The organism is Pseudomonas aeruginosa (assembly GCF_001457615.1).
GTDB classification, from domain to species: domain Bacteria; phylum Pseudomonadota; class Gammaproteobacteria; order Pseudomonadales; family Pseudomonadaceae; genus Pseudomonas; species Pseudomonas aeruginosa.
In genome coordinates this window covers 919,318-945,663 of the sequence record NZ_LN831024.1, presented here as the reverse complement: position 1 = coordinate 945,663, position 26,346 = coordinate 919,318, and the positions used below count along the sequence as shown (strand labels likewise).

Here is a 26,346-nt window from a genome sequence, read left to right as displayed (position 1 = left end):
CTTTCTAATACAAGGAATGGAGCTCATCATGCGTAAGTCCTGGCTTACCGCTTCCCTGCTGGCCCTCACCGTCGCCTCCCCGTTCGCCGCTGCGGATATTCAAGGACACAAGGCCGGTGACTTCATCATCCGTGGCGGCTTCGCCACCGTCGATCCCGACGACAGCAGTTCCGACATCAAGCTGGACGGCGCCAAGCAGCGCGGTACCAAGGCGACTGTCGACAGCGACACCCAGCTCGGCCTGACCTTCACCTACATGTTCGCCGACAAGTGGGGCGTGGAACTGGTCGCCGCCACTCCGTTCAACCACCAGGTCGACGTCAAGGGCCTCGGCCCGGGCCTGGACGGCAAGCTGGCCGACATCAAGCAACTGCCGCCGACCCTGCTGCTCCAGTACTACCCCATGGGCGGTACCAACAGCGCCTTCCAGCCCTACGGCGGCCTGGGCGTGAACTACACCACCTTCTTCGACGAAGACCTCGCCAGCAACCGCAAGGCGCAGGGTTTCAGCAGCATGAAGCTGCAGGACTCCTGGGGCCTGGCCGGCGAACTGGGCTTCGACTACATGCTCAACGAGCACGCGCTGTTCAACATGGCCGTCTGGTACATGGACATCGACACCAAGGCCAGCATCAACGGCCCGAGCGCCCTGGGCGTGAACAAGACCAAGGTCGACGTGGACGTCGATCCGTGGGTCTACATGATCGGTTTCGGCTACAAGTTCTGAGTCGTAGACTGTCGCGGGGCTTGCGCCCCCAACGGAAAAAGGCGCCTTCGGGCGCCTTTTCTCATCCTGCGGAAACGGGCCCATGTACCTCTGGCTGAAGACCCTGCACATCACCTTCGCCCTCAGCAGCGCCGCCCTGTTCGTCTGGCGCCTGGCCTGGAACTGGTCGGGGCGCAAGGCCAGCGGCATCCGCCGCTGGGGACCGCACCTGGTGGACACCCTGCTGCTGCTCAGCGCGCTCGGCCTGGTGCACTTGGCGATGCCCTGGCCGCTGCCGCTCTGGCTGCTGGCGAAGCTGGGGCTGTTGCTGGGCTACATCGTCTGCGCGGCGTTCGCCCTGCGGATGGCGCGGGGCCCCGGCAAGGGCCTGCTCAGCGTCCTCAGCCTCGCCCTGCTGGGCGGGATCTTCTACCTGGCGCTGAACAAGCCCTGGTGGTGATCAGCGGCCGAGCAGGCGCGCCAGCCCCACGTCCATCGGCGTCGGCTGGTCGAAGCGGAAACGCCGCAGCAGGCGCTCGTTGTTCGCCCGCGAATGCCTGATGTCACCGGCTCGCGCGTCGGCGTGGGTCACCGGCGGCAGGCCACCGAGCACCTGGCCGATCTCCGCCAGCAACTGCTTCAGGCTGATGCTGCGATTCAGGCCGACGTTCACCGCCCCGGGCTCCACCGCCGTCGCCTCCAGCGCCTGGACCAGGAAATCGACCAGGTCGGCGACGTAGATGAAGTCGCGGGTCTGCTCGCCGTCGCCGAACACGGTGATCGGCGTCCCCTTCAGGGCGCGCTCGGTGAATATGCTGATCACCCCGGAATAGGGCGAGGACGGGTCCTGGCGCGGCCCGTAGACGTTGAAGAAGCGGAAGATCGCCGGCTCCAGCCCATGCTGGCGGCGATAGAAATCGAGGTAGTACTCGCTGGCCAGCTTGTCCGACGCGTAGGGCGTCAGCGGCGACTTCGGGGTGTCTTCGTCGATCGCCGTGCCTTCGCCGTTCTGCCCGTAGACCGCTGCGCTGGAAGCGAACACCACGCGCTTCACGCCCTGCTCGCGCATCGCTTCGCAGAGGTTCAGGGTGGCGATGAAATTGCTCTGGTGGGTGGCGACCGGGTCGTCCACCGAGGCCTGTACCGAGGCGACCGCGGCCAGGTGGGCAACCGCCGCGCAGCCCTTCAGGGCGGCCGCCAGGGTCGCCGCGTCGGCGGCGTCGCCTTCGAGCAGCTCTACCCGTTCGTCGTCCAGGGGCAGGTTGTCGCGCTTGCCGGTGGACAGGTTGTCCAGCACACGCACGCGGTAGCCGCGCGCCAGCAGCGCGTCGGTCAGGTGGGAGCCGATGAAACCGGCGCCGCCAGTGATCAGGATGGGGCGTTCAAACATGCCTGTAGTACCTGTCCAATAGAGCCGGCAAACCTGCGCGCCAGGCGCGCGGCTTGATGCCGAAGGTGTGGAGGATCTTCTTGCAGACCATCACCGCGTGCTGCGGCTCGTCGAGCGCGTCCGGACGCGCGGCATGGGCCTCCGCCGAAGGCTCCTGGATCAGGTTGGAGCGATAGGTACGCGCCTCGTTGAGGATCACCTGCCCCAGCGCCAGGGTGGTGGTCGCTTCCAGTCCGCCGTAGTGGTAGGTGCCCCACAGCGGCGCCTGGCAGTCGAGCTGCTTGAGCACCGAGAGCACCACCCGCGCGGCGTCGTCCACCGGCGTCGGGTTGCCGCGCCGGTCGTCGGCGAGGAACAGCGGCTGCGGTTGCTCGGCGCGGCTGAGGAAACGTCCCAGCAAGCCGTTCGGGCTTTCGTCCAGCAGCCAGCCGAAGCGGATCAGCACATGTCGCGGGCAGGCCGCGCGCACGCTCTGCTCCATGCGCCAGAGCGCCTGGCCACGCAGGCCCAGCGGAAGGGGCTCGTCCTTCTCGCTGTAGGCGGTGGCGCGGGCGCCGTCGAAGACCCGGTAGCTGGACGGCTGGACCAGCAGAATCTCGTAGTGCTGGCAGAGCTCCGCGAGGCGCTCGACGGCGCGCTCCTGGGCGCCCAGGCGCTCCGCCTCGACCTGCTCGGCCTGGAACCAGTCGTGGTAGAAGGCGAGGTTGATCACCGCGTCGGGGCGCGTTTCGTCCAGCAGGGTGGTGAGGCTGGCGGCATCCCAGCCCTGCTCGGGTGGTCTGGGCGCGAGGAAACCGATGTCTTCCTCCGCCCCTAGGCGGATCAGCGCCTGTCCAAGGGCATTACCGCCGCCCAAAAGCATCAGGCGCATTCGCATGGTGTAGGGGGGCACTCGAAATCTGATAGTGAATAGCGACGCGGCGCACGCCCCAAGGCAATGACATCCTGCGCCTCGCTGGCGACATGAAAGGTGCGGGCATCGGGTGCTGCTTGTCGCGGCAGGTACCCCGGACAGCGCCGCCGTTATTTTCATGCAACCTGACACGCCGCATTCTTGCTGTGCCTCCGGTGAAGCGTCAAGCATTCACCGGGCCAGCTCCGCCTGCGGCGCGGATCGGCGGGACGAATGGCAGCGCGCGGCGGCGTCAGGCCGGTAGCGCGCCGGCCCGATAGTCCTTGGGCGAAACCTCGAACTGCTTCTTGAACGCCCGGCTGAAATGCGCCGAGTCGCTGAAACCCCACTTGAAGGCGATGGAGGTGATCGATTCGCCGCGCAGCCGTGGGTTGCCGAGGTCGGCGGCGCTGCGGCTGAGGCGCTGGCGGAGAATGTAGCGGCAGACGCTGTCGCCCTGCTCCTCGAACAACCGGTACAACTGGCGCACCGAGATGCGCAGGCGGCCGGCGAGCATGTCCGGACTCAGGCGCGGCTCCTGCAGGGATTGCTCGATCAGACGCTCCGCGTGCCGGCGCAGACTGTAGCCATAGAGCCCGGCCAGCGGTCCCTCCAATTCCTCGCCGGCGTGCTGTAGCGCCGGCCCGAGCAGGGCGATCAGCGCCTCCTGCAACGCCCCGCCCTCGTCCGCCACCGCCCACGGCTGCAGTTCTCCGGCGCACACCTGCTGCACCAGCAGGCTCAGCAGGCGACCGCTGGCGCAGTTCGGCGAGAGTTTGCCGAAGGCCCGCTGGCTGGGTGGCAGGTGCCGGCATACCTCTTCGCGGGAGAGATGGAACGAGGTGTGTTCGATGAGTCCGTGGGGAATGATCTCGCAGCCGCCCGCGGAGTCCATCAGCGCCATTTCCCCTGGCGCCAGCTCTATGCTGTCCCCACCCTGGCGCAGTTGCGCATGGCCGCTGCGCTGGACGACCAGGAAGCAGTGGCGGTCGTCGTCATGATCGGCATGGGTGGCCTGGCGGGCGATGCGCCCTGCGTTGGTGCGGATCTGCGCCAACTCCAGACCGCCGAGGTCCTGCCGCGAGATATCGCCGATGAACAGCGTCCGGTTCAGCGCGGGCTGCGACTCGAAGCGCCCGCAGACCTGGCGCAACGCCTGGTTCCAGGCTTCGAAGCTGTTGTGTGCGGAAGACAGGGTATGCACCGGGCACCTCCTGACGGCAACGGCCATCGTTATTGTTGTATGGCGCGGCAATTACCGAGCCACGCAGCGCTGCCGATATGATTAACATGTTATCGATATACCCACAAGCTAGCGCAAATGGACCGGCGGATACGCATCCGGGAGAGCCGGCAAGGGCCGTTCAGGCGGGAGAAAGCAGGCGCTGCAATTGGACGAAGGCGCCCAGCAGGGCCAGGCGCTGCTCGGCGACCAGAGGGATGTAGCGGCGATAGGCGGGGAAGCGGTTGACCACCTCGCACGCCCCCAGGTGTTCCAGGCTCACGGTCCAGCCCCTGTCGTCGCGGCAGAGGCGCAAACTCCGGAAGTCCAGCGGCATGAGCTGCTCCAGCAAGACCCGGTCGCCCCCCTGCAAGGCCTCCCGCAACGGCTCGAGCCCGCTCCCGCTGCGTACCTTGCAAAGGATGCCGCGACGCCGCAAACAACCGGCGTGACGCAGCTCCAGGCTGGCCGGCGGCCCCCCGGGCGCCGCCACGAACAGGCTGAACTCGGTGCTGACGATATGCATGAACAGGTGCGCCTGGACCCGCTCGCGAACCTCGAGGCTCAGCTTTTTCGTACGCAGCAACAGCCTGCCGTCCTGCGCCTCGCCGTCGCACGCAGCCAGGTTGCGCCGCACCAGGGCCAGGGTGGCTCCGGGGCGATAGGCGGCTGGCCGCCAGTCGCGCCAGTTACGCTCATACCAGCGCGCCCAGGCGGACATGCGCCCTCTCCCGCTGCTGCTGGTCCTCTTCGGCGAATTCCTTCTCCAGCACCTCTTCCACCGCCAGCGGACGGAACGGATTCACCCGCTTTACGCACAGGGTCCAGAACAGGGCGTAGGCGGCCGCCAGGCCGAGCATCAGGGCGAACGGCAGGTAGATGTCGACGGGGTTCATCCCCGGCGGCGTGATGTAGAACATCCCCAGCAGGATTCCGGCGCTGGAGAATAGCTGCGGCAACGGGAACAGCGGCGAGCGGTAGGCGCGCGGCAGGTCCGGGCGACGGATGCGCAGCAGCACCACGGAGAGGGTCACCAGCAGGTAGGCGGTGCCCCAGGCGCAGACCGCAGCCAGGACCAGGTGGATGATCCCTTCGCTGTCGCCGCCCAGCCACCAGGCGTGCAGGCAGGGAATCGCCGCTGCCACGGCGATGCACAGCAACGGTGTCTTGAAGCGCGGGTGCAGGTAGGTGAAGGCCTTCGGCAAGGCGCCATCCAGCGCCATCCCGTAGAGAATCCGCGGCAGGCCGGCCATCAGGGTGTTGATGGTGGCGGCCCCGGCGAACAGCAGGCCCACGCCCAGCCAGATGCGTCCGAACGGTCCCATCACCTGCTCGGCGAATCGCGGGATCGCCATCGGCGTCTCCAGCAGGTGCAGGCCGCCGCCGAGGTCGAGGTTTTCCACCTGCCGGCGCATCGCCGCGCCATAGAGGAACATGCAGCAGGCCACCCCGATCAACCCCAGGGCCATCGCCCGCGGCAGGGTCCGCGAAGCGTGGCGCACCTCCGGCGCCAGCGGCGTGACGAATTCGCAACCGACGAACATGAACATCGCCATGCCCACCAGCGACAGCAGGGTCGGCAGGTCGTCGCCGACCATCGAGGCCCCGAACCAGCCCTGCAACTCCACCGCGGGCAGGCGCAACAGGCCGGCCACGGCGAAGATCATCAGGGTGCTCCACATGCCGAAGGTGAGGATCACTTCGGCGCGACCGAAGGCGGTGATCCCCAGCGCATTCAGCAGGCCGAAGCAGAGCACCATGCCGACGCCCACCAGCCAGGCGCTGCCGCCCGGCTCGGTGAGGGTATTCAGCGACTCGAAGTTGACCAGCGCCATGGTGCCGCTGAGCATGGTCTCGGCGGTGCCGGCGAACACATGGACGATCAGGTAGGCCGACAGCGTGCCGGTGATCGCGAAGAAGCGCCCGAGGCCGCACGACAGGTAGTCGTAGACCGAGCCACGGGTCGGCAGCAGGCAAGCGGCCTCGGCGAAGGTGGTGGATTGCGCCAGCATCAGCAGCAGCGCCACCAGCATCGCCACGGCGAAGGTTCCGCCGCCCAGGCCGAAGCCGGTGGTGGCGGTGAGGATCACCGGGCTGGCCATGATCAACCCGACCGAACTGGCCAGGGCGGTGGGGAAACCAACCCGCCCGCGGAGCAGGTGCTGGGTGAGTCTGGAATTGGACATCGACGTATCCTCGACGGCAGCGTTGCTGTTGTTGTTCTTGCGTCAGGCCCTGCCAGGGCGCGCCAGGCGCCCTGCGGGACGCACCGGCGTCCCGTACGCTCCGCCGGCAGGCGAGGCGTGTCGAACAAAAGGCTGCCGCGGAGGGCAGCGAAAGAGCCGAACGAATCGGCTCCCCCGATTCATCGATATCAGTAGGCGATGCACACCGACTTGTTCTCGGTGTACGCCTCGATCGCCGCATGGCCCATCTCGCGTCCGATGCCGGACTGCTTGAAGCCGCCGAACGGCATCGACGGGTCGAGCAGGTTGTGGGCGTTCACCCATACCGTGCCGGCCTTGATCCTGGGTACCAGGTCCATGACCTGGCGCAGGTCGTTGGACCAGATGCTCGCACCGAGCCCGTAGATGCTGTCGTTGGCCAGGCGCACCGCTTCGTCGAGATCGTCGAAGGGCGTCGCCACCAGCACCGGCCCGAAGATTTCCTCGCGCACCACCTGCATCCCCGGGGTGACGTCGGCAAGGATCGTCGGCTGCACGTAGAACCCCGTCTCGCCCTGGCGCGCCCCACCGCAGACCACGCTGGCGCCCTCGGCCACCCCGCTTTCGATCATCCCCAGCACCCGCTCCTGCTGCCTGGCCGAGACCAGCGGGTTGATCTGCGTGGTCGGATCCAGGCCGGGGCCGATGCTCAGGTCGCCGGCGATGGCCACCAGGCGCTCCAGCACCTGGTCGAAACGCTTGCGCTGCACATAGAGGCGCGAGCCAGCGGTGCAGACCTGCCCCTGGTTGAAGAAGATCGCGCCGGCGGAACCGGCGGCAGCCATGTCCAGGCTGGTGTCATCGAGGATGATCACCGGGGATTTGCCGCCGAGTTCGAGGGAAAAACGCGTCATGTTCTCCACCGCCGCATGCCCGATCAGCTTGCCCACCGGGGTCGAGCCGGTGAACGCCAGCTTGTCGATGCCCGGGTGCGCCGCCAGTGCCGCGCCGGCCTCGGCGCCCGTGCCGGTGACGATGTTCACCACTCCTGGCGGAATCCCCGCCTCCAGGCACAACTGGCCGAGGCGCAGGGCGGTCAGCGGGGTTTCGTCGGCCGGCTTGAGGACCACGGTGCAGCCGCAGGCCAGGGCCGGGACGATCTTCCAGATCGCCATCAGCAAGGGGAAATTCCACGGCACGATGGCTCCGACCACGCCCACCGGCTCCGGCACCGTGTAGGCCCGGTAGCGCGCGCCTGGGACCGCGGCGATCGACAGGTCGAGGCTGCGACCCTCGATCTTGGTCGCCCAGCCGGCCATGTAGCGGATGAACTCCACCGAGGCGCCGACCTCCAGGGCCCGCGACAGGTTGATCGACTTGCCGTTGTTCAGGGTTTCCAACTGCGCCAGTTGCTCGCCATGCGCCTCGACCCGTTCCGCCAGTCGCAGCAGCAGGCGCTCGCGATCGGCCGGGCGCTGGCCTGCCCAGTTGCCTTCGAACGCGCGCCGCGCGGCAGCGACCGCCCGATCGACGTCTTCGGCGCCGGCGCGGGCCACGCGAGCCAGCTCGGCGCCGGTCGCCGGGTCGTACAGCGGCATGTCGGCGCCGGAACGCGCCGGCCCGGACTCACCGTCGATCAGCAGGCCATGGGGACTGCGCAAGAAGGCGCTGACGGACGGGTCGATGGCAATACTCATGTGTGCTCCTCGGCTTGGCGACGGCGCTGCGTCGTGCATGCGCCTACTACCCGGGAATACTCTGGACCCGCCGCTCCCCCGCTCGCTTGCTCCAGCCTGCCGGGTTTCTTGCCGCTGCCTGCCAAGCCAGGCAGAGAAAGACAAGACGGCACGCCGGGGCATGGACATTCTGCCCGGCAGGCGGGACAGTGGACGTCCCGCCGCCTCGTCCCACGGGAGCCCCGCGCCATGTCTTCGACCCTGTCGCCCGACCTCGGCCTGCGCTGCATGCAGGCCTTCACCCAGGTGGTGCCGGCCAGCCTGTGCGTGTTCTATCGCATCGACGAGGACTGTCGCGCACACGACTTCCAGCTCCTGCGGATGCCGGCCGGCATGCACCGCGACTACCTGCGCCACTACCGCGACTACGATCCGCTGCAGCCGCGCCACTGCCTGGCCAGCGCTTCGCCGGTAGTGCCGCTGCGCCAGGGCATCGCCCGCCAGCCCGCGAAGGACAGCGCGCTGTACCAGGGCTTCCTGCGACGCCACGGGATCTGCGACGTGGTCGAGGTACTGGCGCATGCGCAGCAGCGTCCGGTGGCGGCCCTGTCGTTACTGCGCGACGCCCGCCTAGGGGCCTTCTCCGACCAGGAGCTGCGACAGTTGCGCGCCCTGCATGGCCTGATGGAGCTGGCGGCGCAGGCATGCGCCACGCCAGCGGCCAGCGCCGAGCGCCTGCAAGGCCTGACGCCGAGGGAACGGGAGATCGCCCTGCTGCTGCGTGACGGCGTCAGCAACAAATGCCTGGCGCAGTGCCTCGGACTCGGCCTGCCGACGGTGAAGACCCACCTGCTCAACCTGTTCCGCAAGACCGGTGCGCGCAGCCGCACCGAGCTGGTGAAGCGACTCTTCCTCTAGCCGCGCGCGGCCTGGGGGTTGCGCGCCTCCAGCCAGAAGAGGAACTGCCGCACCGCCAGCGGCTCGCCGCTCTCGTGCAGGCCGCGCAGGCCCTTGCGGTGGCGCCTGAAGGAAAAACCGGGAAATACCCAGGGCAGGTTCAACAGGTACCAGGCCAGGGCGCCGACATCGGCGAAGTGCAACACCTCCCAACCTTCGCCGCCTGCCACCGGCGGCAACTCCGCGGCCTCCAGCTGGGCGCGGGCGAAACCCAGATTCCAGTGCGGTGCCTCCGGCGGCGGCGCCGGTTCGCCGAGCAACGCATAGAACTCGCGGTTGAAGTCGCCGGCCACCTGCTGGGTGAGGAAACAGCCGCCGGGCGCCAGCACCCGCCGGACCTCCGATGGCAGATAGGACTCGTGGCGGTTGCCGACCAGGTCGAAGGTGCCATCGGCGAACGGCAACGCCCCGCCGCCATCGCCCTCCCGGCCCTGGCGATGGTTGTCCGGCGCGCCCTCCACCTCGACCACGCGGATGCCCAGGGGCTCCAGGCGACCCCGGGCAATCTCCAGGTTGGGCGCCCAGCCCTCGGTAGCCACGGTGAGCGGCGGACGATACGGCAGCCGGCTCAACCATTCGCCGCCGCCGGTGCCCATGTCCAGCAGGCTGGCGGCGGCCCGGCAGCGCTCCAGCATGCGCCCCGGGAAATCCCATGGCGGCGGTTCCAGGCGGATGCGTCCGCCATAGTCGTATTCCCAGCCGCGCATCGGTGTGCGGCCGGCTTCCACCAGCAGCGCGTCGAATTCGTCGCCCGTCGCCATTTCGCCGTTCTCCCAGAGACCGCCCGCTACCATCCCCGAGTCTCCTCGCCAAGGCAAGCCCATAGAGAATGTAAAGCTTGCTTGACAAAGAAGAGCATCCCGGCCAATGTAAAGCCCCCTTTACATGGACGGTTCAACCATGACCCACAAACGTTTCTTCCTCGAACTGCTTCTCGCGCTGGTCGGCTATGCCGCTGCCGTTCTGATCAGCGGCCAGTTGCTGGCAGGCACGGAACCGGGCGCCGGCCGGGTCTTCCTCGCCCTGCTGCCGGTGCCACCGATGGTCGCCCTGGCGCTGGTGGTGATCCGTTACCTGCGGCGCCTCGACGAAATGGCCCGGCGCATCCATCTCGAAGCCCTCGCCCTGGCCTTCGTCGGCACCGCCCTGCTCACCTTCACCTACGGTTTCCTCGAAACCACCGGCTTTCCGAAACTCTCGATGTTCTTCGTCTGGCCCCTGATGGGCGCGTTCTGGGTCATCGGCTGCGTCCTGGGACTGAGGCGCTACGCATGAGGAACCGCGTTCGCGAGTTGCGCGCGGAGCGCGGTTGGTCACAGGCGGAGCTGGCCGGAAAGCTGGAGGTATCGCGGCAGACGGTGAACGCCATCGAAACCGGCCGCTACGATCCAAGCCTGCCCTTGGCGTTCAAGCTCGCCCGGGTGTTCGGACTGGCCATAGAAGCGATCTTCGACGACCGGGAAGGCCAGTTGGACTGAGTCCGGTCCCGCTTCCGAAAACGTCCGGGGCGCCCCTGGCGACCCCGGCGGCAAGCCCCCCTTACCCTGTACCAAATGGCAGTTGCCGCATTTCCCCTCGGGGCTAGCCTTGGACCAGGCCTATCGCCAGCCTTCCCCCTGGTCCCCGCTCGATACGCTGAAAAACCACGGATAACGTCTTTTCCACCGGCAAGACAGGAGTCTCAGCCATGTCGAAAGATTCTGTTCTTGGCTTATTCAGGCAACACGCAGATACCCATCCCGAACGCCCCGCCCTCGTCGATCGCGAGCGCTCGTTCAGCTACCGCGAACTCGACCGGCTCAGCGACCGGCTGGCCGCCCACCTGGCCAGGCGCGGCGTCGCCCAGGGCGAGCTGCTGCCCCTGCTGGCCGAACGCTCGGCCGAACTGGTCATCGCCATCCTGGCGGCCGCCAAGTGCGCAGCGGCCTACGTACCGGTGGACCGTCGACAACCCGACAGGCGCAAGCGGGAAATCCTCCGCCAGTGCCAGGCCCCCTTGGCCCTCGCCACCCAGGCCGAGGACCTGCCGGGGCAACCGGTGGAGGTCATCGCACAGGCGCTCGCGACGAGTGCGGCGGGTGCCGCGCCGAGACCGGCGCTCGACGGCAGCGAAGCGCTGTATGTGATCTTCACCTCGGGCACCACCGGCGAACCCAAGGGCGTGGTGATCGAGAGTCGCTCCCTGGCCAACCTCGTGAGCTGGCACAACCGGCGCTTCAATATGGATCAACGGAGCCGCACCACCCTGATGGCCGGCGTCGGCTTCGACGTTTCCCAATGGGAAATCTGGTCCACCCTGTGCGCAGGCGCCTGCCTCCACCTGGTGCCCGACGAGGTGCGCCCAGACCCGGCGGCGCTGCTGGCATTCTTCGCCGAGCAGCGGATCAGCCACGCCTTCGCGCCTACCGTGATGGTGCCCGCGCTGGCGGAGCAGCCCGCCCCGCCGTCGCTGGCGCTGCGCTACCTGTTCTGCGCCGGGGAAAAACTGCCGCCGGTCGCAACCGGCGGGCTGCCCTATACCGTGGTGGATTACTACGGCCCGACCGAGGCCACGGTCTTCGCCACCTGCCGCATCGTCGACGCCGAAGCACATCGGCGACCCGCCTCGATCGGCACGCCCATCGACGGCTGCGAGGCATTCATCCTCGACGCCGACGACCGGCCTTGCCATGGCGACCGACCCGGTGAGCTGAACCTGGCGGGCGTCTGCCTGGCGCGCGAATACCTGCGCGACCCGGACATGACCGCCAGGCGCTTCCACTACTCGCAGGCACTGCGGCGTCGGCTCTACCGCACCGGCGACAAGGCCCGCTGCCTGGCCGATGGCAGCCTGCAGTTCCTCGGTCGGCTGGACGACCAGGTGAAGATCCGCGGCCACCGCGTCGAACTCGGCGACGTCGAGGCCGCGCTGTTGCGCCAGCCGGCTATCCACGGCGCGGTGGTGCTGGCGCATGCCGACCCACGCTCCGGTAGCCAGCAATTGAGCGCCTTCGTGGTCCCCCGCCAGCAGGACGGCGATGCCAGGGCCGTGCTCGCCGCCATCAAGACCGCACTGCGCCAGGAACTGCCCGACTACATGCTGCCCAGCCGCTACCTGTCGCTGGACAGCCTGCCGACCACGGTCAACGGCAAGATCGACCGCCAGGCCCTGCGTCGACACCTGGACGAACAATGCCAGGAACGACTCGACGAGCAACGCTTCGGCACCCCCGGCGAACTGCAAGTGGCCCTGTCCTGGCAGGAAGTGCTGGGGCATACCGACTTCGGCCTGGACGACAGCTTCTTCGAGGTCGGCGGCCATTCCCTGCTGGCCGCCGCCCTGGTGCGCGAATTGAGCCGACGCTTCGGCAACCGTGCCTACATCCACGACATCTACCGCACCCCGAGCGTGCGCCAACTGGCGGCCAGCCTGGCGCGGCGCGCCGGCGAAGCGCCGCCGGCGCTGGACAGCGAACCGGCCCAGGAGCTGCAACGGGACGTGCGCCTGCCCGCCGACGTGGATTTCAGCCGCCCCATGGACACCGCCCAATTGCTGGCGCCACGGCACATCCTGCTCACCGGCGCCAGCGGGCTGATGGGCGCCCACCTGCTCGCCGAGCTGCTGGCCAGCCGCGAGGCCGACCTGCATTGTCCGGTCCGTGCGCAAAACGACGCCCATGCCCTCGAACGCCTGCGCCAGGCCGCCCGGCAGCACCGCATCGAACTCGCCGAGACGGACTGGCGACGGGTCAGGGCCTACGCCGCCGACCTCGCCGAACCAGGTTTCGGACTACCGGCGGAAACCTATCGCGAGCTGGCCGGCAGCGTCGACCAGGTCTTCCATTCCGCCAGCGCGGTGAACTTCATCCAGCCATACAGCTACATGAAGCGCGACAACGTCGAGGGGCTCGGCCAGGTCCTGCGCTTCTGCGCCAGCGGCCGCTGCAAGCCGCTGATGCTGCTGTCGAGCATCTCGGTGTACAGCTGGGGCCACCTGCATACCGGCAAGCGCCTGATGCGCGAGGACGACGACATCGACCAGAACCTGCCGGCGGTGGTCACCGACATGGGCTACGTGCGCAGCAAATGGGTGATGGAAAAGATCGCCGACCTCGCCGCCGAACGCGGCCTGCCGCTGATGACCTTCCGCCTCGGCTACGCCACCTGCCACAGCCGTACCGGCGCCTACGCCGACTACCAGTGGTGGAGCCGGCTGGCGCGGACCTGCCTGGAGTACCGGGCCGTGCCGCTCCTGCGCGAGCTGCGCGAGGGCCTGACCACGGTGGACTACATGGTAGAGGCGATCAGCGTCATCGCCCGCCAGCCTTCGGCGCTGGGCAAGAAATTCAACCTGGTGCCGAGCATTCCGCGCTGCCTGACCCTGGACGAGTTCTTCGGCCGTCTCGGGCGACGCGCCGGGCGTCCCCTTCGGCAGATGCCGTTCGACGACTGGGTAAGTCTCTGGGAAGACAATCGCGACGCCCCGCTCTATCCCCTGCTGAGCATGTTCCGCGACAACATGTACGCCGGCCGCAGCACCGTCGAGTTGTACCAGGACACCTATCTCTGGGACTGCACCAACGTCGAGGAACACCTGCGCGGGAGCGCCGTGCGCGAGCCGGAGTTCGACGACCGCCTGCTCGACCTGTACCTCGCCGGCCTGGGCGGCAGCGCCATGCGGTAAGGTCGAGGCCGCCGCGGCCGGTCGCCGCGGCGGTTACGCAGCGGGACGCGCTTGGGTATCCTGTCCGCTTTATCGCCCGGAGAACCTCATGCACAACGTTCTGATCGTCGGCGCCTCGCGCGGCATCGGCCTGGGACTGGCGGATGCCTTCCTGCAACGTGGCGCACAGGTATTCGCCGTCGCCCGGCGACCGCAAGGCTCTCCCGGGCTGCAGGCACTGGCGGAGCGGGCCGGGGAGCGCTTGCAAGCGGTGACCGGCGACCTCAACCAACACGATTGCGCCGAACGCATCGGCGAGATGCTGGGCGAGCGGCGGATCGATCGCCTGATCGTCAACGCCGGCATCTACGGCCCGCAGCAACAGGATGTGGCGGAAATCGACGCCGAGCAGACCGCCCAGCTATTCCTGACCAACGCCATCGCGCCGCTGCGCCTGGCCAGGGCACTGTCCGGACGGGTTAGCCGGGGTGGCGTGGTGGCGTTCATGAGTTCGCAGATGGCCAGCCTGGCGCTGGGCCTGTCGGCCACGATGCCGCTCTACGGCGCCAGCAAGGCGGCGCTGAACAGCCTGGTACGCAGTTGGGAGGGCGAGTTCGAGGAGTTGCCGTTCAGCCTGTTGCTCCTGCATCCCGGCTGGGTGCGTACCGAAATGGGCGGCGACAGCGCGCCGCTGAGCGTCGAGGAAAGCGCCGCCGGACTGGTCGCGACGGTGGAGGATGCCGCGGGCGTGAATGCCTGTCGCTTCGTCGATTATCGGAACCAGCCGCTGCCCTGGTGAAGCGGGCCGATCCGTCAGGGCATCCGGCAATAGCCCTCCGCCGCATACCTGATTAGGTCGGCATCGCGCTTGATGCCGAGCTTCTTCATGGCACTGACCTTCTGCGTACTGATGGTCTGCACGCTGCGATGCGAGCGCTCGGCGATCTCGGTGATGGTCAGTCCGGAGCCGAACAGACGGACGATTTCCGCCTCCCGGGGCGTCAGCCGTTCGTTGTGCGAGGAAAGCACCTGGTTGACGAAGATGTCCCTGATCGACGGCGAGAAATACTGGTTTCGCGAATAGGCCGCGCTCACCGCCGCCAGCAGGTGACTGGTCGAGTCGGACTTGCTGAGGATGCAATTGATACCCTGCTTGAGAATGGCCCGGATAAGGCCCGGATTGTTCAGCATGGTAAAGACAACCAATTGCAGATGCGGATAACGTCGCCGCAGCAATGACAACAATGCCAGTCCATCGCCATATTTCCCGCCCGGCATCGTATAGTCGACGATAACGACATCGCAGTCGCCTTCGTTGAGCCGACCGATCAACTCGGTAGAATTGGAAACTTGACCGAGCATCTCCAGAGAACCGCACTGACTCAGTTCGTAGGAAATACCCAGCGAAATGGCGGGATGATCATCCGCAACCATTACGCGAATGCGATGTAGGGACATCCTTGCGTCTCCTTAAGCGGTACACGGCAGGCGAAAGCGTTACCAGGAAACCTGTGGTCTCGGTCATGCCTGCCGCAGGCAGGCGGCCGCCGCTCGGCCGGCAAGGAGGAAAGCGCGGTCCGGAATCCGCCGACGCCACTGCCCCGGTTCAAAGTGAACATGTGTATTTTCTAGTGAAACCGACGATATTTAATATAGTAAAACTACTATTTTTTCGCCTCGTAAACTAACAACAAAGACACTTGAAACAGCCCCCGAAAAACGTCTACGTAGACATTTATGAAAAACGATGAAATACGAAACGGACAAGCCAGAGCAGAAAAAAGTTTGAAAAAAGAGTTCCGCGACAAGCTGAAACTATCGACTGGAAAATAGCGTTCGTTTATTTGCGCGAAATCCTACCCAGGAAACTTGCATATCCCTCAGAAAGCCTTCGCCCATACGCAATATCGGTATTCCGCGTGCGGGAATGGCATGTGCGCACGAGACCCAGGACGAGCAGCGGAGCGATATGCAGAGCGCCTTCGGCGATCTGCAACCACTGGAGGTGAGGGGCCGAGCCTTCGCGAGGGCTGGCGCGAAAGCGGCCGACGGCGCTTCCCGAGGCGGGGCGGGAAACGCCGGGGAAAGAACGGCGGCGCCGCTCAGGGGAAGGTAAACGTGAACTCGGCGGCGCCGTCGGCGACCCCGGCCTTCAATTCGCCCTCCGCGCCGATACGGATGTAGGCGGCACTCAGCGGGAGGTCGGCGCTGTCGCCGACACGCCGCATCGGGTAGGGCGTGCCGTCGAAACGTATCCGCTGCTGGTCCAGGCCGTTCTTCACGACGATGCCGAACCCCGCCGCGCCGCCGCTCTTCAAGCTGAGGATCGTCGGGTCCGCTTGCTGCGCCGAGACATACTTGTCGCGGAAAGCGATTTCCGGCTTGGCCAGCGCCGCACACTCGCTGAGAGAGATATCGAAGGAGCGCTCCGTGGAGGTGTCGTTGACCCGCGGGAAATTCTTCAACGCGACGCTACCCAGTTTGACGTTGATTTCCCGTCCCACCTCGACCTTGCATTTCTTCGGGATCGGCGGCGGCGGGGGACCGCCGCCGATAGCGATGGAGGCCGGGCCGATCAGCGAATAGGGCTTTCGGCAAACCCCGGTGGGGTAGTTGTCCGCAGGCACCGCCAGGACGCTGCCGATGGACGCTTCGCCCTTCAGCCTGTCCACCGCCCAGAGATTCAGGGTGGCGCTGCCGGATACGCTGGTTACCTTCAGGTCGCCGGCAGGCAACTCGCCGGGGTCGACCGTCAGGACCAGTTCCTGTAGGTAGTCGCTGGTCGTGCTTCCGGAAAAGCTCGTGACTCGCTTGTCCAGCGTATGGGGCTGGTTGTCGACCGGAATCACCCGCTTGACGCCGTCCTGGGCATCCACCGAGATCCGATAGCCGATGCCTTTGACGTCGGACGCCACCGTGCCGTAGGGCCCCGGATAGCCCACCCCGGACCAGTTCCCCCCGAGGACCAGCTCATGCGCCTCCTGGGAAGCCTGGGGCTTGTAGCTCAGGAACAGGCTCACCGGCCTGGCGAACAGCACCGTGCCTTTCGCCGTGCCGCTGGTCAGCTCGTTCACCACACGCCAGGGCATGCCCTGGCCATTGCCGAACGAGCAGTTCAGGGCGATGTCGTTCAGGGCCCAGGCCTGGCCGCCGGTCAGGCAGCAGAGACCGAGAACGAGCGCCTGCCGAGCCTGCGCGCCAGGCCGGCGGCGCAGGGAAACGCGGCCAGGAAATAACCTCATGCTCATGGAACTCTCCAAGATTGCGCCTGCGGAAGAGGGCCGCACTCCAGGCGAAAGCGGCCCCTGCCGGCCTTACCAGATGTTGCCGTAGTCGATACCGGCAGGCGGCAGGAGCGCCGCCTCGCCGATCACGTAGTTGCCGCCCAGGACCCCACGGTTCTCGCCGACCTGCGCACCGTAGATCTGGCCGTAATGGGACTGAGGCTTGAAGTCGATCTTGCCGCTAACGCCGGAGTACTTGATCGATCCCAGGTTGACGCCGGCCAGCCCGCCCATGGAGACGTAGTAGTCGCCACTGACGGTGCCTTCCGACATGGACGAAACGATGCGTCCCTGGATCTGGTTCTCGCCGACCAGGCCGCCGATGCGGCTGCGCCCGCCGCCGCTGACGGTACTGCTGCTGCGCGCCGACAGGATCGAACCGGCGTTGCTGCCGACCAGGCCGCCAACCGACGCACTCGCAGCGGCGCTGACCCTGCCGCTGGCATCCACGTTGAACAGTTCGCCGCCGTTGTGGCCGACGAGCCCGCCCACCAGGCTGTTGAAGCCGCCGCTCACGTCGCCGCGCGAGATCGCATGGGCGACGGAACCGCCGAGGTTGTGTCCAATCAGCCCGCCGACGCGACTGTTGCTGCCGCCGCTGACCTTGCCCGTCGCCTCGGCGGTCTCGATGGCACCCTGGCTGTTGTTGCCGACCAGCCCGCCCAGATCCGCGCCCCCCTGGTCCATGACGCTGCCGCTGGCTTTCAGGTTTCCGAGCATGCCGTTGCCTTCTGCCTTGCCGATCAACCCTCCGGTCGCCAGGCCGCCCTTGCTGTACACCGACCCGCTCGCCTGCGAGCGGAATATCTCGCCGCCGGAACTCAGGCCGACCAGCCCGCCGGTATACCCCGCGCCGCCGGCCTCCACCTGGCCGCTGGCGCTACTATCGGAGACGTGGCCGAACATGTTGTAGCCGACCAGGCCGCCGACGTTCAGGCCGGGCCGGTAGGTCTCGACCTTCCCCTGGCTGCCGGACGCCCTGATCGTGGCCTTCGCATTCAGTCCGACCAGGCCGCCGACGCCGCCCAGGCTGTTGCGCTCGGTGGACTGTGCAGCCACATGGACGTTGCTGTGGGCGTTCTCGATGACCGCCTCCGGCCCCCAGGCGGTGGTGAAGTTCTCCCCCACCAGACCGCCGACCGCCGTGCTCGCCGCATAAGCGGTGACGCCGCCGCTGACGGATGCGTTCGTGATCTGCCCGTTGATATTGCGCCCGACCAGGCCGCCCAGTGCGTTGGAGCGCAGTCGGCTGCCGACGACCGAGACCCCGCTGGCGCTGACGTTGGCGATACGCCCGCTGTTGATCCCGACCAGGGCGCCGAGCGAAGACGGACCGGAGCCGTAGGTGTTATCGGATACCCGCAGGTTGTTCAGTTTCAGGTTGCTCAGGGTGCCCGAGGAGCGGGCGAACAGCCCGACATTCGGCCCGGTGTTGCTGATCGAGAGATTGCCGATGCTGTTGCCGAGACCGTCCAGGGTGCCGCTGAAGACGCCGGCGGGCCCGCCGATGGACTGCAGTGCCGTGCAGTAATAGCTGCCGCCCAGGATATTGCCGCCGAGCACGTACAGGCCGTCCAGGTTCTTGTTGATCGCCTGCAACTGCGCCAGGTTCTGCACCACCGTGTAGTAATAGCCGCCGGAGACGTAGGTCGCGTTGGCCCCGGCCAGGGAGACCGACGCCGTGCCGTTCACCCGGTGGCCTTCGCCGGCATCCATGGCCAGCGCGCTGCCAGCCCCGCCGAGAACGATCTTGTCATTGATATCGATAGCGCCTTCGGCCTTCAGCTCCAGCCCAGCCTTGGCGCCACTGGCATTCAGCCTGCCATTCAGCGTCAGGTCGGCCGCGGAGCCCAGCCCCAGCCGGTTGCCCGATGCCCAGCTCACCGAGCCGTCGAGGTCCAGGTCGCCCTTGGTCGAAACCAGTTCGATATTGGTGCTCGCCAGGTTCCGCGACAGGGTGTCGGCATGAACGGTGACGCCATCCGACACCGCCGATGGGCGCACGTCGATCTTGTCGGCGGCAATCTTCCAGGTGCCGTTGAGGCCATTGCTGGCGAGCGTGTTCACCTGGGTGCCCAGGGCCACCTCCACCGCCTGCCCCCGGACCTCGACCGTGCCGCCGTGCCCCGGTCCGTTCAGCGCATTGGCGGACAAGGCGCCTCCCACCATGACCTTGCCGTCCGGGCCGCCATCGAGCACGATCCGCCCGTTCTTGCCGCGCAGCGAACGGGCCTCGATGGCACCCTGGGAGTTCACCACCGTGTTGAGCAGCGCATTGGCGGTCCTGGCCGCCATCAGGACTCGCCCACCGTCGGCCTTGAGCAGGCCGCCGTTGCTTGCCAGCGCATTGGCGACCCCGGCGTCGACGCGGATGTCGAGCAGCTTGTTGCCGTCGAAATTCAGCGTCAGGTCGCTGCCCGCGCCGAGCCCGACACCGCCCATCTGCGCCAGGACCGTCCCGCGGTTGTCGACCTGCGCGCCCAGCAGGGCGATGCTGCCGCCTTCTGCCGCGGTGATGGCGCCCCCGTGGTTGAGGACACCGTTGGTAGAGGGACCCGTGAAACGGTATCTGGAGGAGTTGCCGTTGAACTCGGCATCCGTGATGTCCAGCGTGGAAGCCACCAGGCCGCCGACATTGACCTGGGCACCGCGACCGAAGAGCACGCCGTTGGGGTTGACCAGGAAGACCTGGCCGTTGGCATCGATCCGACCCTGGATATCGCTGGCCTTGGTGCCGATCACCCGATTCAGGGCGATCGAGCTACTGCTCGGCTGGTTGAAGATCACCCGCTCGCCGGCGGCAACGCTGAAGGAATCCCAGTTGGCGATGAGCTTGTCGACCTTCTGGTTGACCGACAGGCTGTTGCCGCCCGACAGGTGTATCTCCCCGTTCGCGCTCCCGCCGACCACCGTTCCCCCGCTTGGCAGCGCATAGGCCGGAGCCAGGGCCGTGGCGCCCAGCAGGGCCAGGGCGGAGGCGATCGCCGCCTTGGCGCCGGCGGGCTTGCCGCGCCTGCGACTGCCTTCGCTGACGACGTTCCAGCAGCCCTGGGATACGTTCCAGACCAGTGCATAGCATTTGTTCATGTGCTTCCTTCCTCCAGTGAAACCCCGCGACCTATTCGCAGGGCCGTGCTACGGCAGGAGCCCAACTCCCCGGGCCCTGCCGAACTCCTACGGGTATCTCTCTGCCGGCGCGTCGCCACGCTCGATCTGGCCGTCATCCCCCACCGCATCGAAATGGACCCGCGCCGCCTCGCCGGGCACGGCCGGCAGACTCAACGGGGTAAGGGCGAAAGGCGGCAGGGTGACGCTGCCGAGGGACATGGCGAGGTCGCCCTCGCCCAGCTCCAGGCGCACCAGGGAAACGTGATAGGGACTGCGGTTGTCCGCCTCCAGCAGCGCCCGCTGCCCCGGCCGTACCGCCGGACGCAGGCGCCAGACGACCTGGCGCGCGGCGGCTCGCGGATCGCCGGCCAGACCCTGCGGACGGAACAGGAGCTTCATCCGCAGGCGGTAGCTCACCAGCAGCAGGTTGCCGCTGCCGTCCTCCCGCCCCGGCACCTCCAGCAGGTTGACCCAGAACAGCGATTCCCGGTCGTCCGGCAGCGGCTCGCCGGTATGGCGAAGCTGGAGCGCCTGGGTCTCCTGCGGGTCCATACGCAACAGCGGCGGCGACAGGATGAACGGCACCGTGACAGCGCTCGGGTCCGCCGTCTCGTCGCCGCGATCGAGCCAGGCCTGGACCAGGGCCGGGCGCGTCCCGACGTTACCGACGCGAATCGTCAGCGCGGAAACGCCCGCCGGATAGATGAAACGGGTCCCGATCACGGACAGCGAGGCGGAGGCATCGGCCACCAGCGCCACCAGCAGGACCCAGGCCGTGCCGCATCGTCCCAGGCCGACGCCGGTCACAGCGTGCGCTCCCGGTCGGCGGCCGACGCCGGGCGACATGCCAGTTGCAGGACGGGAGGCGTCGTCTCGCGCGGGCCCAGCGCATAGTCGACCAGGCACTGCTGCTGCGGCTCGTTGCCCCAGCGCACCCGAACCGAGCCGCGATCCTGCTCGACCCGCAGCACCAGGCGGCTGCCCTGGCCGACGGCGCCCACCGACTGCCCGCTGTGGGCATCGAGCACTTCCGCGGCGAACGGCAGGGGCTCGCCGCTGGGCATCCGGCTATCCACCAGCAAGGGCCTTGCCACCCGCGTCGGATAGTCGAGGCGCACCACCGCTCCGGCGGTGGGCGCCACGTTGCGCGAACTGGACCTCAGTTCGATCTCGTCGGCCATGCCGTTGGGGTCGAGGTCGACGCTGTTCAACTGGTAGGGCAGCAGGTTGGGAATCACCGCATAGCCGTGGCGGTCGATCCGGCTTCCCGAGTAGCCGGCAGCCGCGCCCCTGGCGTTTGGCGCGTGGACCAGGCCGATCGTCTCGCCCAAGGTTTGTGCCGCGGTGATCCCGCCGCTGTGCGCGACCAGGCCCCCCGCGGCCTTGACCGACAACTGCCGATAGCCCGGTCCCTGCGAGAGGCTGGAGCCGAGTTCGACCTGCGGCAGTCGATAGTCGAGGCTGGCGCTCTTCGAGGTCTGCCGGCTGTCGCGGTCATGGGAGGCCGACAGCGAGTAGGAGGCCTCGCCACGCTTGCCCAGCATGCCGGAAACCCCGCTGGTGAGCTGGGTTCCGCTGTTGCTGTCGCGGGTCAGGTAGCTGCTCAGGGTCGGCGACCCGCGTCCAGCGCCGCCGAGCGGAATGGACAGGTTCAGGCTGAACAGCGTGCTGGTCTCGCCGCGCCTGTCACCGCTGGAAAAGCCTTCGTACTGGCTGCGCAGGCGTTGCGCGGAAATGGAGTAACTGACGTCGCGCCACTGGTTGCTGTAGCCGACGGAGAAGTTGACCGCCCGCCCGCCGCCGCTCCAGTAGCGCTGCGAGGAGCCGTTCAGGTAAAGGTTGCCGCCGTTGCCCAGTTGCTGGCTGATGTTGGCGTCGAGACGATTGCGCAAGCGCGAGAACGACTCCAGCGGCTCGCCTCGCTCTACCCGGTCCTGCATGAAGGCCGCGTCGCGCAGGCCGAGATAGCCGCCGGTGGAGTAGCGATAGGCGAGCAGCGAAAAGTTGGTGCCGGTGTTCGGCAGGTTCTTGCTGTAGGCGAGGCGGTAACTGGAGCCGCTAAGGCGGTCGCCGCCGGGAACCTCGGTACGCGCCAGCGTCACGTCACCGGAGAATCCGCCCACCGGCGTGTTCAGCGCCGCGCCCATCAATCCGGACATGTAGCTGCCGGTGAAGGCCCCGCCCGCGTATGCGGTGACGTCGTTGCCCAGGCCGCGCTGGTAGACGCCCTGCAGCATGTTCGGCCGACGCTCCAGGCTGGGATCGTTGAGCCGCCCGGCCGTCAGGCTGTAGCGCGTGGTTCCGGGGCGCAGCAGTTGCACGGTGGTGGCGAACGGCACGATGAAACTGCGGACTTCCCCGCTGGCTTCGGTCACCCGCACTTCCAGGTCCCCGCCATAGCTGGCGGTCTGCAGTTCGTCGAGAGCGAACGCCCCGGGTGCCACCGTGGTTTCGTAGATGAGGTAGCCGCGCTGGTAGACCGATACCCGCGCATTGGTACTGGCGGTCCCACGGACCACCGGAGCGTAGTAGCGCAGCGAATCCGGCAGCATCCGGTCATCGCTGGAAAGCTGCACTCCACGGAAGGACACCGCATCGAAGAACTCGCTGCTGGTGGAGTTTTCTCCCAGCAATAACTGCGCACGCCAGGCCGGCAGGTCGGTCTGCACATAGGTTGCGCTACGCTGGTAATGGCTGCCCATGCGGCGCGACCAGGTGGCCGTGCCGTTGTGGCGCAGGCGCGCCCGCCCGAAATTGAAGCCGGCGTTCATCCCGGCATAGCCGCTGGTGGCGCTCCTGCCGTGGTTTTCCCTGACGTGGAGATTGCTGTTGTAGTTGAGCAAGGCGGCGGAAATGCCGCTGTCCCAGCTCGCCGGATCGACATAGGTCTTCGAAGAATCCAGGCTCAGGTAATAGCTGGGCACCGAGACATAGACCGACTGCTCGGCGATATCGAGCTTGACCCGGGCCCCCGGCACATAGCGCTCGAGAGGGTCGCAGTGCAAACCTTCGGGCAGAGGATCGCGAGCCGAGGAACGGTCCTGGCCACGCGCGCTCTTCTCCAGGTCGATGCCCGCCCGCTCCAGCAGGCCCCGGTCGTAGCAGAAGACCGCGCTTTCCCGCCCCGGCTGGCGGCGCAGCTCGACTTCCTCGACGCCACGCCATCGGCTGTTGAGCAGCAGGTCGAGGCGATAGCGGCCTGGCTCGATGACGTCGCCGCGCTCGAAACGCGACGTATCGATCGAGCGTCCGCCCGGCCCCAGGGCCAGCATCTGCGCGTCGAAGACGATCCGCCGCGACGGTGCGTCCAACCCGCCGGCCGGTGACGCAACGGCCACCGCGGGCGCCTGCGGCTGTTTCGCCGGTGCTCCCGCCCTGGCCTCCTTCGCTTTCGCCCCGGCTACGCCGGCGGCGCCGACGGAGGACCAGGACTGGCAGGAGGACAGCGAAGGAAACAGTGCCAGCAGACAGGCGAATCGCAGGGAACGAACGGCGATCCCTCCCTGTATCGCCATTCGCAACAGGGCGACCTGCCCACCGTAAGCGGGAGCGGACAGGCACCTATGAAGAGAAACTTTGGGCATATGTAATCCCTGCAGCGATTTTAAAATCGCCACTCATATGTCGGGCCGTAAGTAAAAAGCGGGGAAACGGAGGGGTTATTTGCCGAGTGCCCTATCGAGGGTATTGCGGCCACCGTAATCGTTGATGACTTCGTATCTGACGGAAGCGGCTTCTAGATTCTTCGGATTTCCCTGCCAGTCGAACTCCTTCGTCGAGAATGGCGCGACCATTCCCTTTCCCACGGACATGACACGGCCATCGACAATCAATTCGACGCTGGCGAACGAAACGTAGTAAGGCGTCGGATTATTTACCTGTACTACGGTCTTTTTTCCTGCTCCCCCTGACTCCAGAAACTTCCATTGAAGTTTCCCGGCAGCCGAATCGACACTCTTCAACTGGCTGGGTCGAAAGAAGAGTTTGAAGCGCGAACGAAAGGAAAACTGCAATGCATTGTTTTCGTCTTCGTCCCTGGGCGGAACTTCCAGGATATTCAGCCAGAACAGCGATTCGCGATCCGTCGGCAACGGGGCCTTCAGGTAGGCGATGCGCAATACGGCGCCGCCATTGGGCTCCACTCGCGTCACGGCCGGCGTGACACTGAAGGGAACCTGCAGTTCCTCGGGGGGAACGTCCTGCCGGCCATCGTCGATCCAGGCTTGCGCCAGCACGGGAGTGCCGGAGGTATTGCTGACCCGCAAGGTGACCTCGCGCTCGCTGGCCGGAAAGACGACGCGAGTGCCCTGTGCGATCAGCCCGGCGTGAGCCGTTCCGACGCACAGGGCGATGGCCACGGCGCTTGCCGCCACGAAAGAATGAAAACGATGCATTAGCGGCGCCATGGCCTCACCTCTTCGTCCGTCGACCGCCGCTTACTCGTACGCCAGGAGGTAGCGAATACGGGACAGGCCGGTACCCGCGGTCACGGCCTTCTCGGTGGACACATAGGAGGCCTTGTACTTCAGGGTCGCCGTGTTCTTCACGACGGTTGCCTTCTGCGGGGCGGCCTCGACCAAGCCCAGCGGGATCTTCGTGGTGTTGGTCGCCGAATTGTTGAAGATCTGGATCTGCACGCCCTTGGCTTCCGACGGCCCCATCAGCATCAGGTTGCCGCTGATACGGTCGACGTTGGTGACCTGATCGAAGGCGATGGAAACCTTCTTGTCATTGGTGCAGCCGGCACCGGAGAGGACCAGATCGAACTCCTGGAAAGTGGAGTTGGTTCCGACGGCGGTGAAATGGGTCGGCGCCACGATACCCAGGTCGACGTTGGTGACGTTGCCCGCACCCGGCGCCTGGCCGTTGATATCGCACGCGACTTCGGTGATGTTGCCCGAGAAGTTGACGATCCCATCGACCGCATGGGCCACGGGGGACATCAGCGCGAGAAGGGTGCCCGACGCAACGAGGGGCGCAAGAATTGCACGTTTGAACTTGTTCATCTGATTTCCTTTGGAGTTGTGGAACATCCTGGCTGCTCCCTGGAGAGCCGATGCAGTACGAACCGGCCAAGGTAGCCAAGCCTTTGCGCGCAACCGGAACGGCCGCCTAGAGCGCCTCCGACCATTACGCGACAGCCGAAGATTGCGCCCTGATAAACGCAGACCCAAATACTAGAAAGAAAGACAGGATTTAAAAATAATAATCATACGAAAACATATGTAGTCCATTTCCGATAACAGCCAATAAGTACATAAGAATAAATTCAGAAAATACTTATAGAAGAACAGGAACCCATTAACTAAAAAACCAAAAAAGAAGAAACGAAAACTCATCTAAAACTTCATCTTCGATAACTTTCCCTTCGCCGCTCCGTGCTATTTCCGTGGCATATCGACCTATCAACCATCCGGTCGATATCGGGATACTCGAAGACAGGCCAGCATGGGTTTCCCACGACGAGGAGAACCCTATGTCCGCCCACTCGCATTCCGGATGGATCACCGTCGGCGCCCTGGCCGACGGCTTCGCTCCGGACAACCACGTCCTTCCCGCCTGCGGCGATCTCGCCGGGCTCGAACGGGTCCTGCACTTCGCCAACGGCTGGGTCATCGAACATGCCTTCGACTCGCAGCGCCTGCGCTGGCGCCTGGCCGACGGCAGTGCCAGCGGCGAGTCGGACTACCGCGCCAGTTCACTGCGGGAAAACCTTTACCTGGTGGATTTCCTCAAGCAGGAAAACGGCCGGCCGGTCTCGGTCAGCCTGGTGCTGGACTTCGACAACCAGGCGTTCACCGCGGTGCTCGGCCATCTGCCCGACCGCGCGGCCTGCGAACAGGGCCTGTTCGCCCGGGCCCTGGCCGGCCGGGAACTGACCGGCGTGGAGGCCGAGTTCCTGCATGGCAGCCTCGACCGCCCGTGGCAGCCCGGCGCCTGCCCGCACGTCCCCAGCGACGAGTTGGTCGGCCTGCGCAACCGCTACGTCTACAGCGCCAGCGAGGCCTACGAACACATCTACCTCAATCCCGCCTTCTACACCTGGCAATGCCTGCGCGGCGCCGAGCGAGGGCTGGCCGATACCGACCGCTGCCACTGCTACCGACTGGCCGAACGCCTGTACCTGTTCGTCTGGCGCGAGAAGATCGTGCCGACCCTCGGCGTGCTGCTGATCGACCTGGAAGCCGGGCGCACCGACGGCAAGATCTTCGGCTACCAGGACGACGACTTCGCCACCCCGGTGAACTTCCCGGTCGGCGCCCTGGCCCAGGTGCTCAACCAGACCCGCCACGACCTGTGAGGA

General features: G+C 66.5%; 22 protein-coding genes. 8 read left to right on the top strand and 14 right to left on the bottom strand.

All coding sequences use genetic code 11. From position 1 onward, the window contains the following. The first annotated feature begins 28 nt into the window (after window positions 1–28). Together oprG and AT700_RS04385 are read left to right on the top strand one after the other, a co-directional pair. Entirely contained in the window at window positions 29–727 is a 699-nt protein-coding gene (gene oprG / locus AT700_RS04390) for an outer membrane protein OprG (RefSeq protein WP_003093337.1), read from the top strand. 82 nt (window positions 728–809) lie between these two features. Beyond that, window positions 810–1,166, top strand: a complete 357-nt coding sequence (locus tag AT700_RS04385) for a SirB2 family protein (protein WP_003159320.1) — start codon at window positions 810–812, stop codon at window positions 1,164–1,166. Here the strand turns inward: AT700_RS04385 and AT700_RS04380 are convergent, their stop codons facing one another. The 6 genes from AT700_RS04380 to AT700_RS04355 form a co-directional block, all read right to left on the bottom strand. Then, window positions 1,167–2,096, bottom strand: coding sequence for an NAD-dependent epimerase/dehydratase family protein (locus tag AT700_RS04380; protein ID WP_029610676.1), 930 nt, complete (start codon window positions 2,094–2,096; stop codon window positions 1,167–1,169). Continuing rightward, window positions 2,089–2,973, bottom strand: coding sequence for a dTDP-4-dehydrorhamnose reductase (locus tag AT700_RS04375; RefSeq protein WP_078801552.1), 885 nt, complete (start codon window positions 2,971–2,973; stop codon window positions 2,089–2,091). The genes AT700_RS04380 and AT700_RS04375 overlap by 8 nt, the downstream gene beginning before the upstream one ends. A 268-nt stretch (window positions 2,974–3,241) precedes the next feature. Continuing rightward, complete coding sequence (feaR, locus tag AT700_RS04370) at window positions 3,242–4,192, bottom strand: transcriptional regulator FeaR (protein ID WP_003105262.1); 951 nt, start codon at window positions 4,190–4,192, stop codon at window positions 3,242–3,244. 160 nt (window positions 4,193–4,352) lie between these two features. Further along, on the bottom strand, window positions 4,353–4,931 hold the full coding sequence (locus AT700_RS04365) for a DUF3156 family protein (protein WP_048520787.1): 579 nt from the start codon (window positions 4,929–4,931) through the stop codon (window positions 4,353–4,355). Continuing rightward, window positions 4,906–6,396, bottom strand: coding sequence for an APC family permease (locus AT700_RS04360; RefSeq protein WP_048520786.1), 1,491 nt, complete (start codon window positions 6,394–6,396; stop codon window positions 4,906–4,908). Before AT700_RS04360 ends, AT700_RS04365 begins: the two co-directional genes overlap by 26 nt. A 188-nt stretch (window positions 6,397–6,584) precedes the next feature. Then, a complete protein-coding gene (locus AT700_RS04355) occupies window positions 6,585–8,072 on the bottom strand; it encodes an aldehyde dehydrogenase family protein (RefSeq protein WP_009877050.1) in 1,488 nt (495 codons plus the stop codon). A gap of 228 nt (window positions 8,073–8,300) precedes the next feature. Here AT700_RS04355 and AT700_RS04350 point away from each other — a divergent pair, with 228 nt between their 5' ends. After that, entirely contained in the window at window positions 8,301–8,969 is a 669-nt protein-coding gene (locus tag AT700_RS04350) for a helix-turn-helix transcriptional regulator (RefSeq protein ID WP_003105255.1), read from the top strand. Here AT700_RS04350 and AT700_RS04345 read toward each other — a convergent pair. Continuing rightward, complete coding sequence (locus tag AT700_RS04345) at window positions 8,966–9,802, bottom strand: class I SAM-dependent methyltransferase (RefSeq protein WP_003159317.1); 837 nt, start codon at window positions 9,800–9,802, stop codon at window positions 8,966–8,968. The two genes, AT700_RS04350 and AT700_RS04345, sit on opposite strands and share 4 nt — an antisense overlap. 106 nt (window positions 9,803–9,908) lie before the next feature. Here AT700_RS04345 and AT700_RS04340 point away from each other — a divergent pair, with 106 nt between their 5' ends. The 4 genes from AT700_RS04340 (at window position 9,909) to AT700_RS04325 (ending at window position 14,449) form a co-directional block, all read left to right on the top strand. Further along, a complete protein-coding gene (locus AT700_RS04340) occupies window positions 9,909–10,283 on the top strand; it encodes a hypothetical protein (protein WP_003118224.1) in 375 nt (124 codons plus the stop codon). Continuing rightward, window positions 10,280–10,486 (top strand): helix-turn-helix transcriptional regulator, encoded by a 207-nt coding sequence (locus AT700_RS04335; protein WP_003093358.1) that lies wholly within the window; start codon window positions 10,280–10,282, stop codon window positions 10,484–10,486. Before AT700_RS04340 ends, AT700_RS04335 begins: the two co-directional genes overlap by 4 nt. Before the next feature lie 209 nt (window positions 10,487–10,695). Next, entirely contained in the window at window positions 10,696–13,671 is a 2,976-nt protein-coding gene (locus AT700_RS04330; RefSeq protein ID WP_034019932.1) for a non-ribosomal peptide synthetase, read from the top strand. Between the two features lie 88 nt (window positions 13,672–13,759). Continuing rightward, window positions 13,760–14,449 (top strand): SDR family oxidoreductase, encoded by a 690-nt coding sequence (locus tag AT700_RS04325; RefSeq protein ID WP_003142989.1) that lies wholly within the window; start codon window positions 13,760–13,762, stop codon window positions 14,447–14,449. Between the two features lie 14 nt (window positions 14,450–14,463). Here the strand turns inward: AT700_RS04325 and AT700_RS04320 are convergent, their stop codons facing one another. From AT700_RS04320 to AT700_RS04290, 7 genes are all read right to left on the bottom strand, one after another. Next, the gene (locus AT700_RS04320; protein WP_003118222.1) at window positions 14,464–15,108 is read right to left on the bottom strand and encodes a response regulator transcription factor; all 645 of its coding nucleotides are present in this window, start codon (window positions 15,106–15,108) and stop codon (window positions 14,464–14,466) included. 644 nt (window positions 15,109–15,752) lie between these two features. Beyond that, window positions 15,753–16,898, bottom strand: a complete 1,146-nt coding sequence (locus tag AT700_RS04315; protein WP_019396861.1) for a fimbrial protein — start codon at window positions 16,896–16,898, stop codon at window positions 15,753–15,755. 66 nt (window positions 16,899–16,964) lie between these two features. Further along, window positions 16,965–20,021, bottom strand: a complete 3,057-nt coding sequence (locus tag AT700_RS04310) for a GLUG motif-containing protein (RefSeq protein ID WP_012613603.1) — start codon at window positions 20,019–20,021, stop codon at window positions 16,965–16,967. Window positions 20,022–20,108: 87 nt separating this feature from the next. After that, window positions 20,109–20,849 carry a molecular chaperone gene (locus AT700_RS04305; RefSeq protein WP_012613602.1) on the bottom strand — a complete coding sequence of 247 codons (741 nt, stop codon included), beginning with the start codon at window positions 20,847–20,849 and terminating at the stop codon, window positions 20,109–20,111. Further along, window positions 20,846–23,380: a fimbrial biogenesis outer membrane usher protein CupB3 gene (cupB3, locus tag AT700_RS04300; RefSeq protein ID WP_004365765.1), complete on the bottom strand. Its 2,535-nt coding sequence runs from the start codon at window positions 23,378–23,380 to the stop codon at window positions 20,846–20,848. Before cupB3 ends, AT700_RS04305 begins: the two co-directional genes overlap by 4 nt. A 321-nt stretch (window positions 23,381–23,701) precedes the next feature. Beyond that, window positions 23,702–24,448 carry a molecular chaperone CupB2 gene (cupB2, locus tag AT700_RS04295; RefSeq protein ID WP_023085928.1) on the bottom strand — a complete coding sequence of 249 codons (747 nt, stop codon included), beginning with the start codon at window positions 24,446–24,448 and terminating at the stop codon, window positions 23,702–23,704. A gap of 30 nt (window positions 24,449–24,478) precedes the next feature. Next, window positions 24,479–25,048: a fimbrial protein gene (locus tag AT700_RS04290; protein ID WP_003113032.1), complete on the bottom strand. Its 570-nt coding sequence runs from the start codon at window positions 25,046–25,048 to the stop codon at window positions 24,479–24,481. A 470-nt stretch (window positions 25,049–25,518) separates the two neighbouring features. Here AT700_RS04290 and AT700_RS04285 point away from each other — a divergent pair, with 470 nt between their 5' ends. Next, window positions 25,519–26,343: a molybdenum cofactor biosynthesis F family protein gene (locus tag AT700_RS04285; RefSeq protein ID WP_003113031.1), complete on the top strand. Its 825-nt coding sequence runs from the start codon at window positions 25,519–25,521 to the stop codon at window positions 26,341–26,343. Window positions 26,344–26,346 lie beyond the last annotated feature (3 nt).

Coding starts and splice junctions, on each gene's coding strand:
- AT700_RS04355 (WP_009877050.1), bottom strand. CDS start 8,072: ATGAGTATTGCCATCGACCCGTCCGTCAGCGCCTTCTTGCGCAGTCCC.
- AT700_RS04325 (WP_003142989.1), top strand. CDS start 13,760: ATGCACAACGTTCTGATCGTCGGCGCCTCGCGCGGCATCGGCCTGGGA.
- AT700_RS04315 (WP_019396861.1), bottom strand. CDS start 16,898: ATGAGCATGAGGTTATTTCCTGGCCGCGTTTCCCTGCGCCGCCGGCCT.
- AT700_RS04290 (WP_003113032.1), bottom strand. CDS start 25,048: ATGAACAAGTTCAAACGTGCAATTCTTGCGCCCCTCGTTGCGTCGGGC.
- oprG (WP_003093337.1), top strand. CDS start 29: ATGCGTAAGTCCTGGCTTACCGCTTCCCTGCTGGCCCTCACCGTCGCC.
- AT700_RS04345 (WP_003159317.1), bottom strand. CDS start 9,802: ATGGTAGCGGGCGGTCTCTGGGAGAACGGCGAAATGGCGACGGGCGAC.
- AT700_RS04335 (WP_003093358.1), top strand. CDS start 10,280: ATGAGGAACCGCGTTCGCGAGTTGCGCGCGGAGCGCGGTTGGTCACAG.
- AT700_RS04350 (WP_003105255.1), top strand. CDS start 8,301: ATGTCTTCGACCCTGTCGCCCGACCTCGGCCTGCGCTGCATGCAGGCC.
- AT700_RS04365 (WP_048520787.1), bottom strand. CDS start 4,931: ATGTCCGCCTGGGCGCGCTGGTATGAGCGTAACTGGCGCGACTGGCGG.
- AT700_RS04310 (WP_012613603.1), bottom strand. CDS start 20,021: ATGAACAAATGCTATGCACTGGTCTGGAACGTATCCCAGGGCTGCTGG.
- AT700_RS04340 (WP_003118224.1), top strand. CDS start 9,909: ATGACCCACAAACGTTTCTTCCTCGAACTGCTTCTCGCGCTGGTCGGC.
- AT700_RS04320 (WP_003118222.1), bottom strand. CDS start 15,108: ATGTCCCTACATCGCATTCGCGTAATGGTTGCGGATGATCATCCCGCC.
- AT700_RS04360 (WP_048520786.1), bottom strand. CDS start 6,396: ATGTCCAATTCCAGACTCACCCAGCACCTGCTCCGCGGGCGGGTTGGT.
- AT700_RS04285 (WP_003113031.1), top strand. CDS start 25,519: ATGTCCGCCCACTCGCATTCCGGATGGATCACCGTCGGCGCCCTGGCC.
- AT700_RS04375 (WP_078801552.1), bottom strand. CDS start 2,973: ATGCGAATGCGCCTGATGCTTTTGGGCGGCGGTAATGCCCTTGGACAG.
- AT700_RS04330 (WP_034019932.1), top strand. CDS start 10,696: ATGTCGAAAGATTCTGTTCTTGGCTTATTCAGGCAACACGCAGATACC.
- cupB2 (WP_023085928.1), bottom strand. CDS start 24,448: ATGGCGCCGCTAATGCATCGTTTTCATTCTTTCGTGGCGGCAAGCGCC.
- AT700_RS04385 (WP_003159320.1), top strand. CDS start 810: ATGTACCTCTGGCTGAAGACCCTGCACATCACCTTCGCCCTCAGCAGC.
- AT700_RS04380 (WP_029610676.1), bottom strand. CDS start 2,096: ATGTTTGAACGCCCCATCCTGATCACTGGCGGCGCCGGTTTCATCGGC.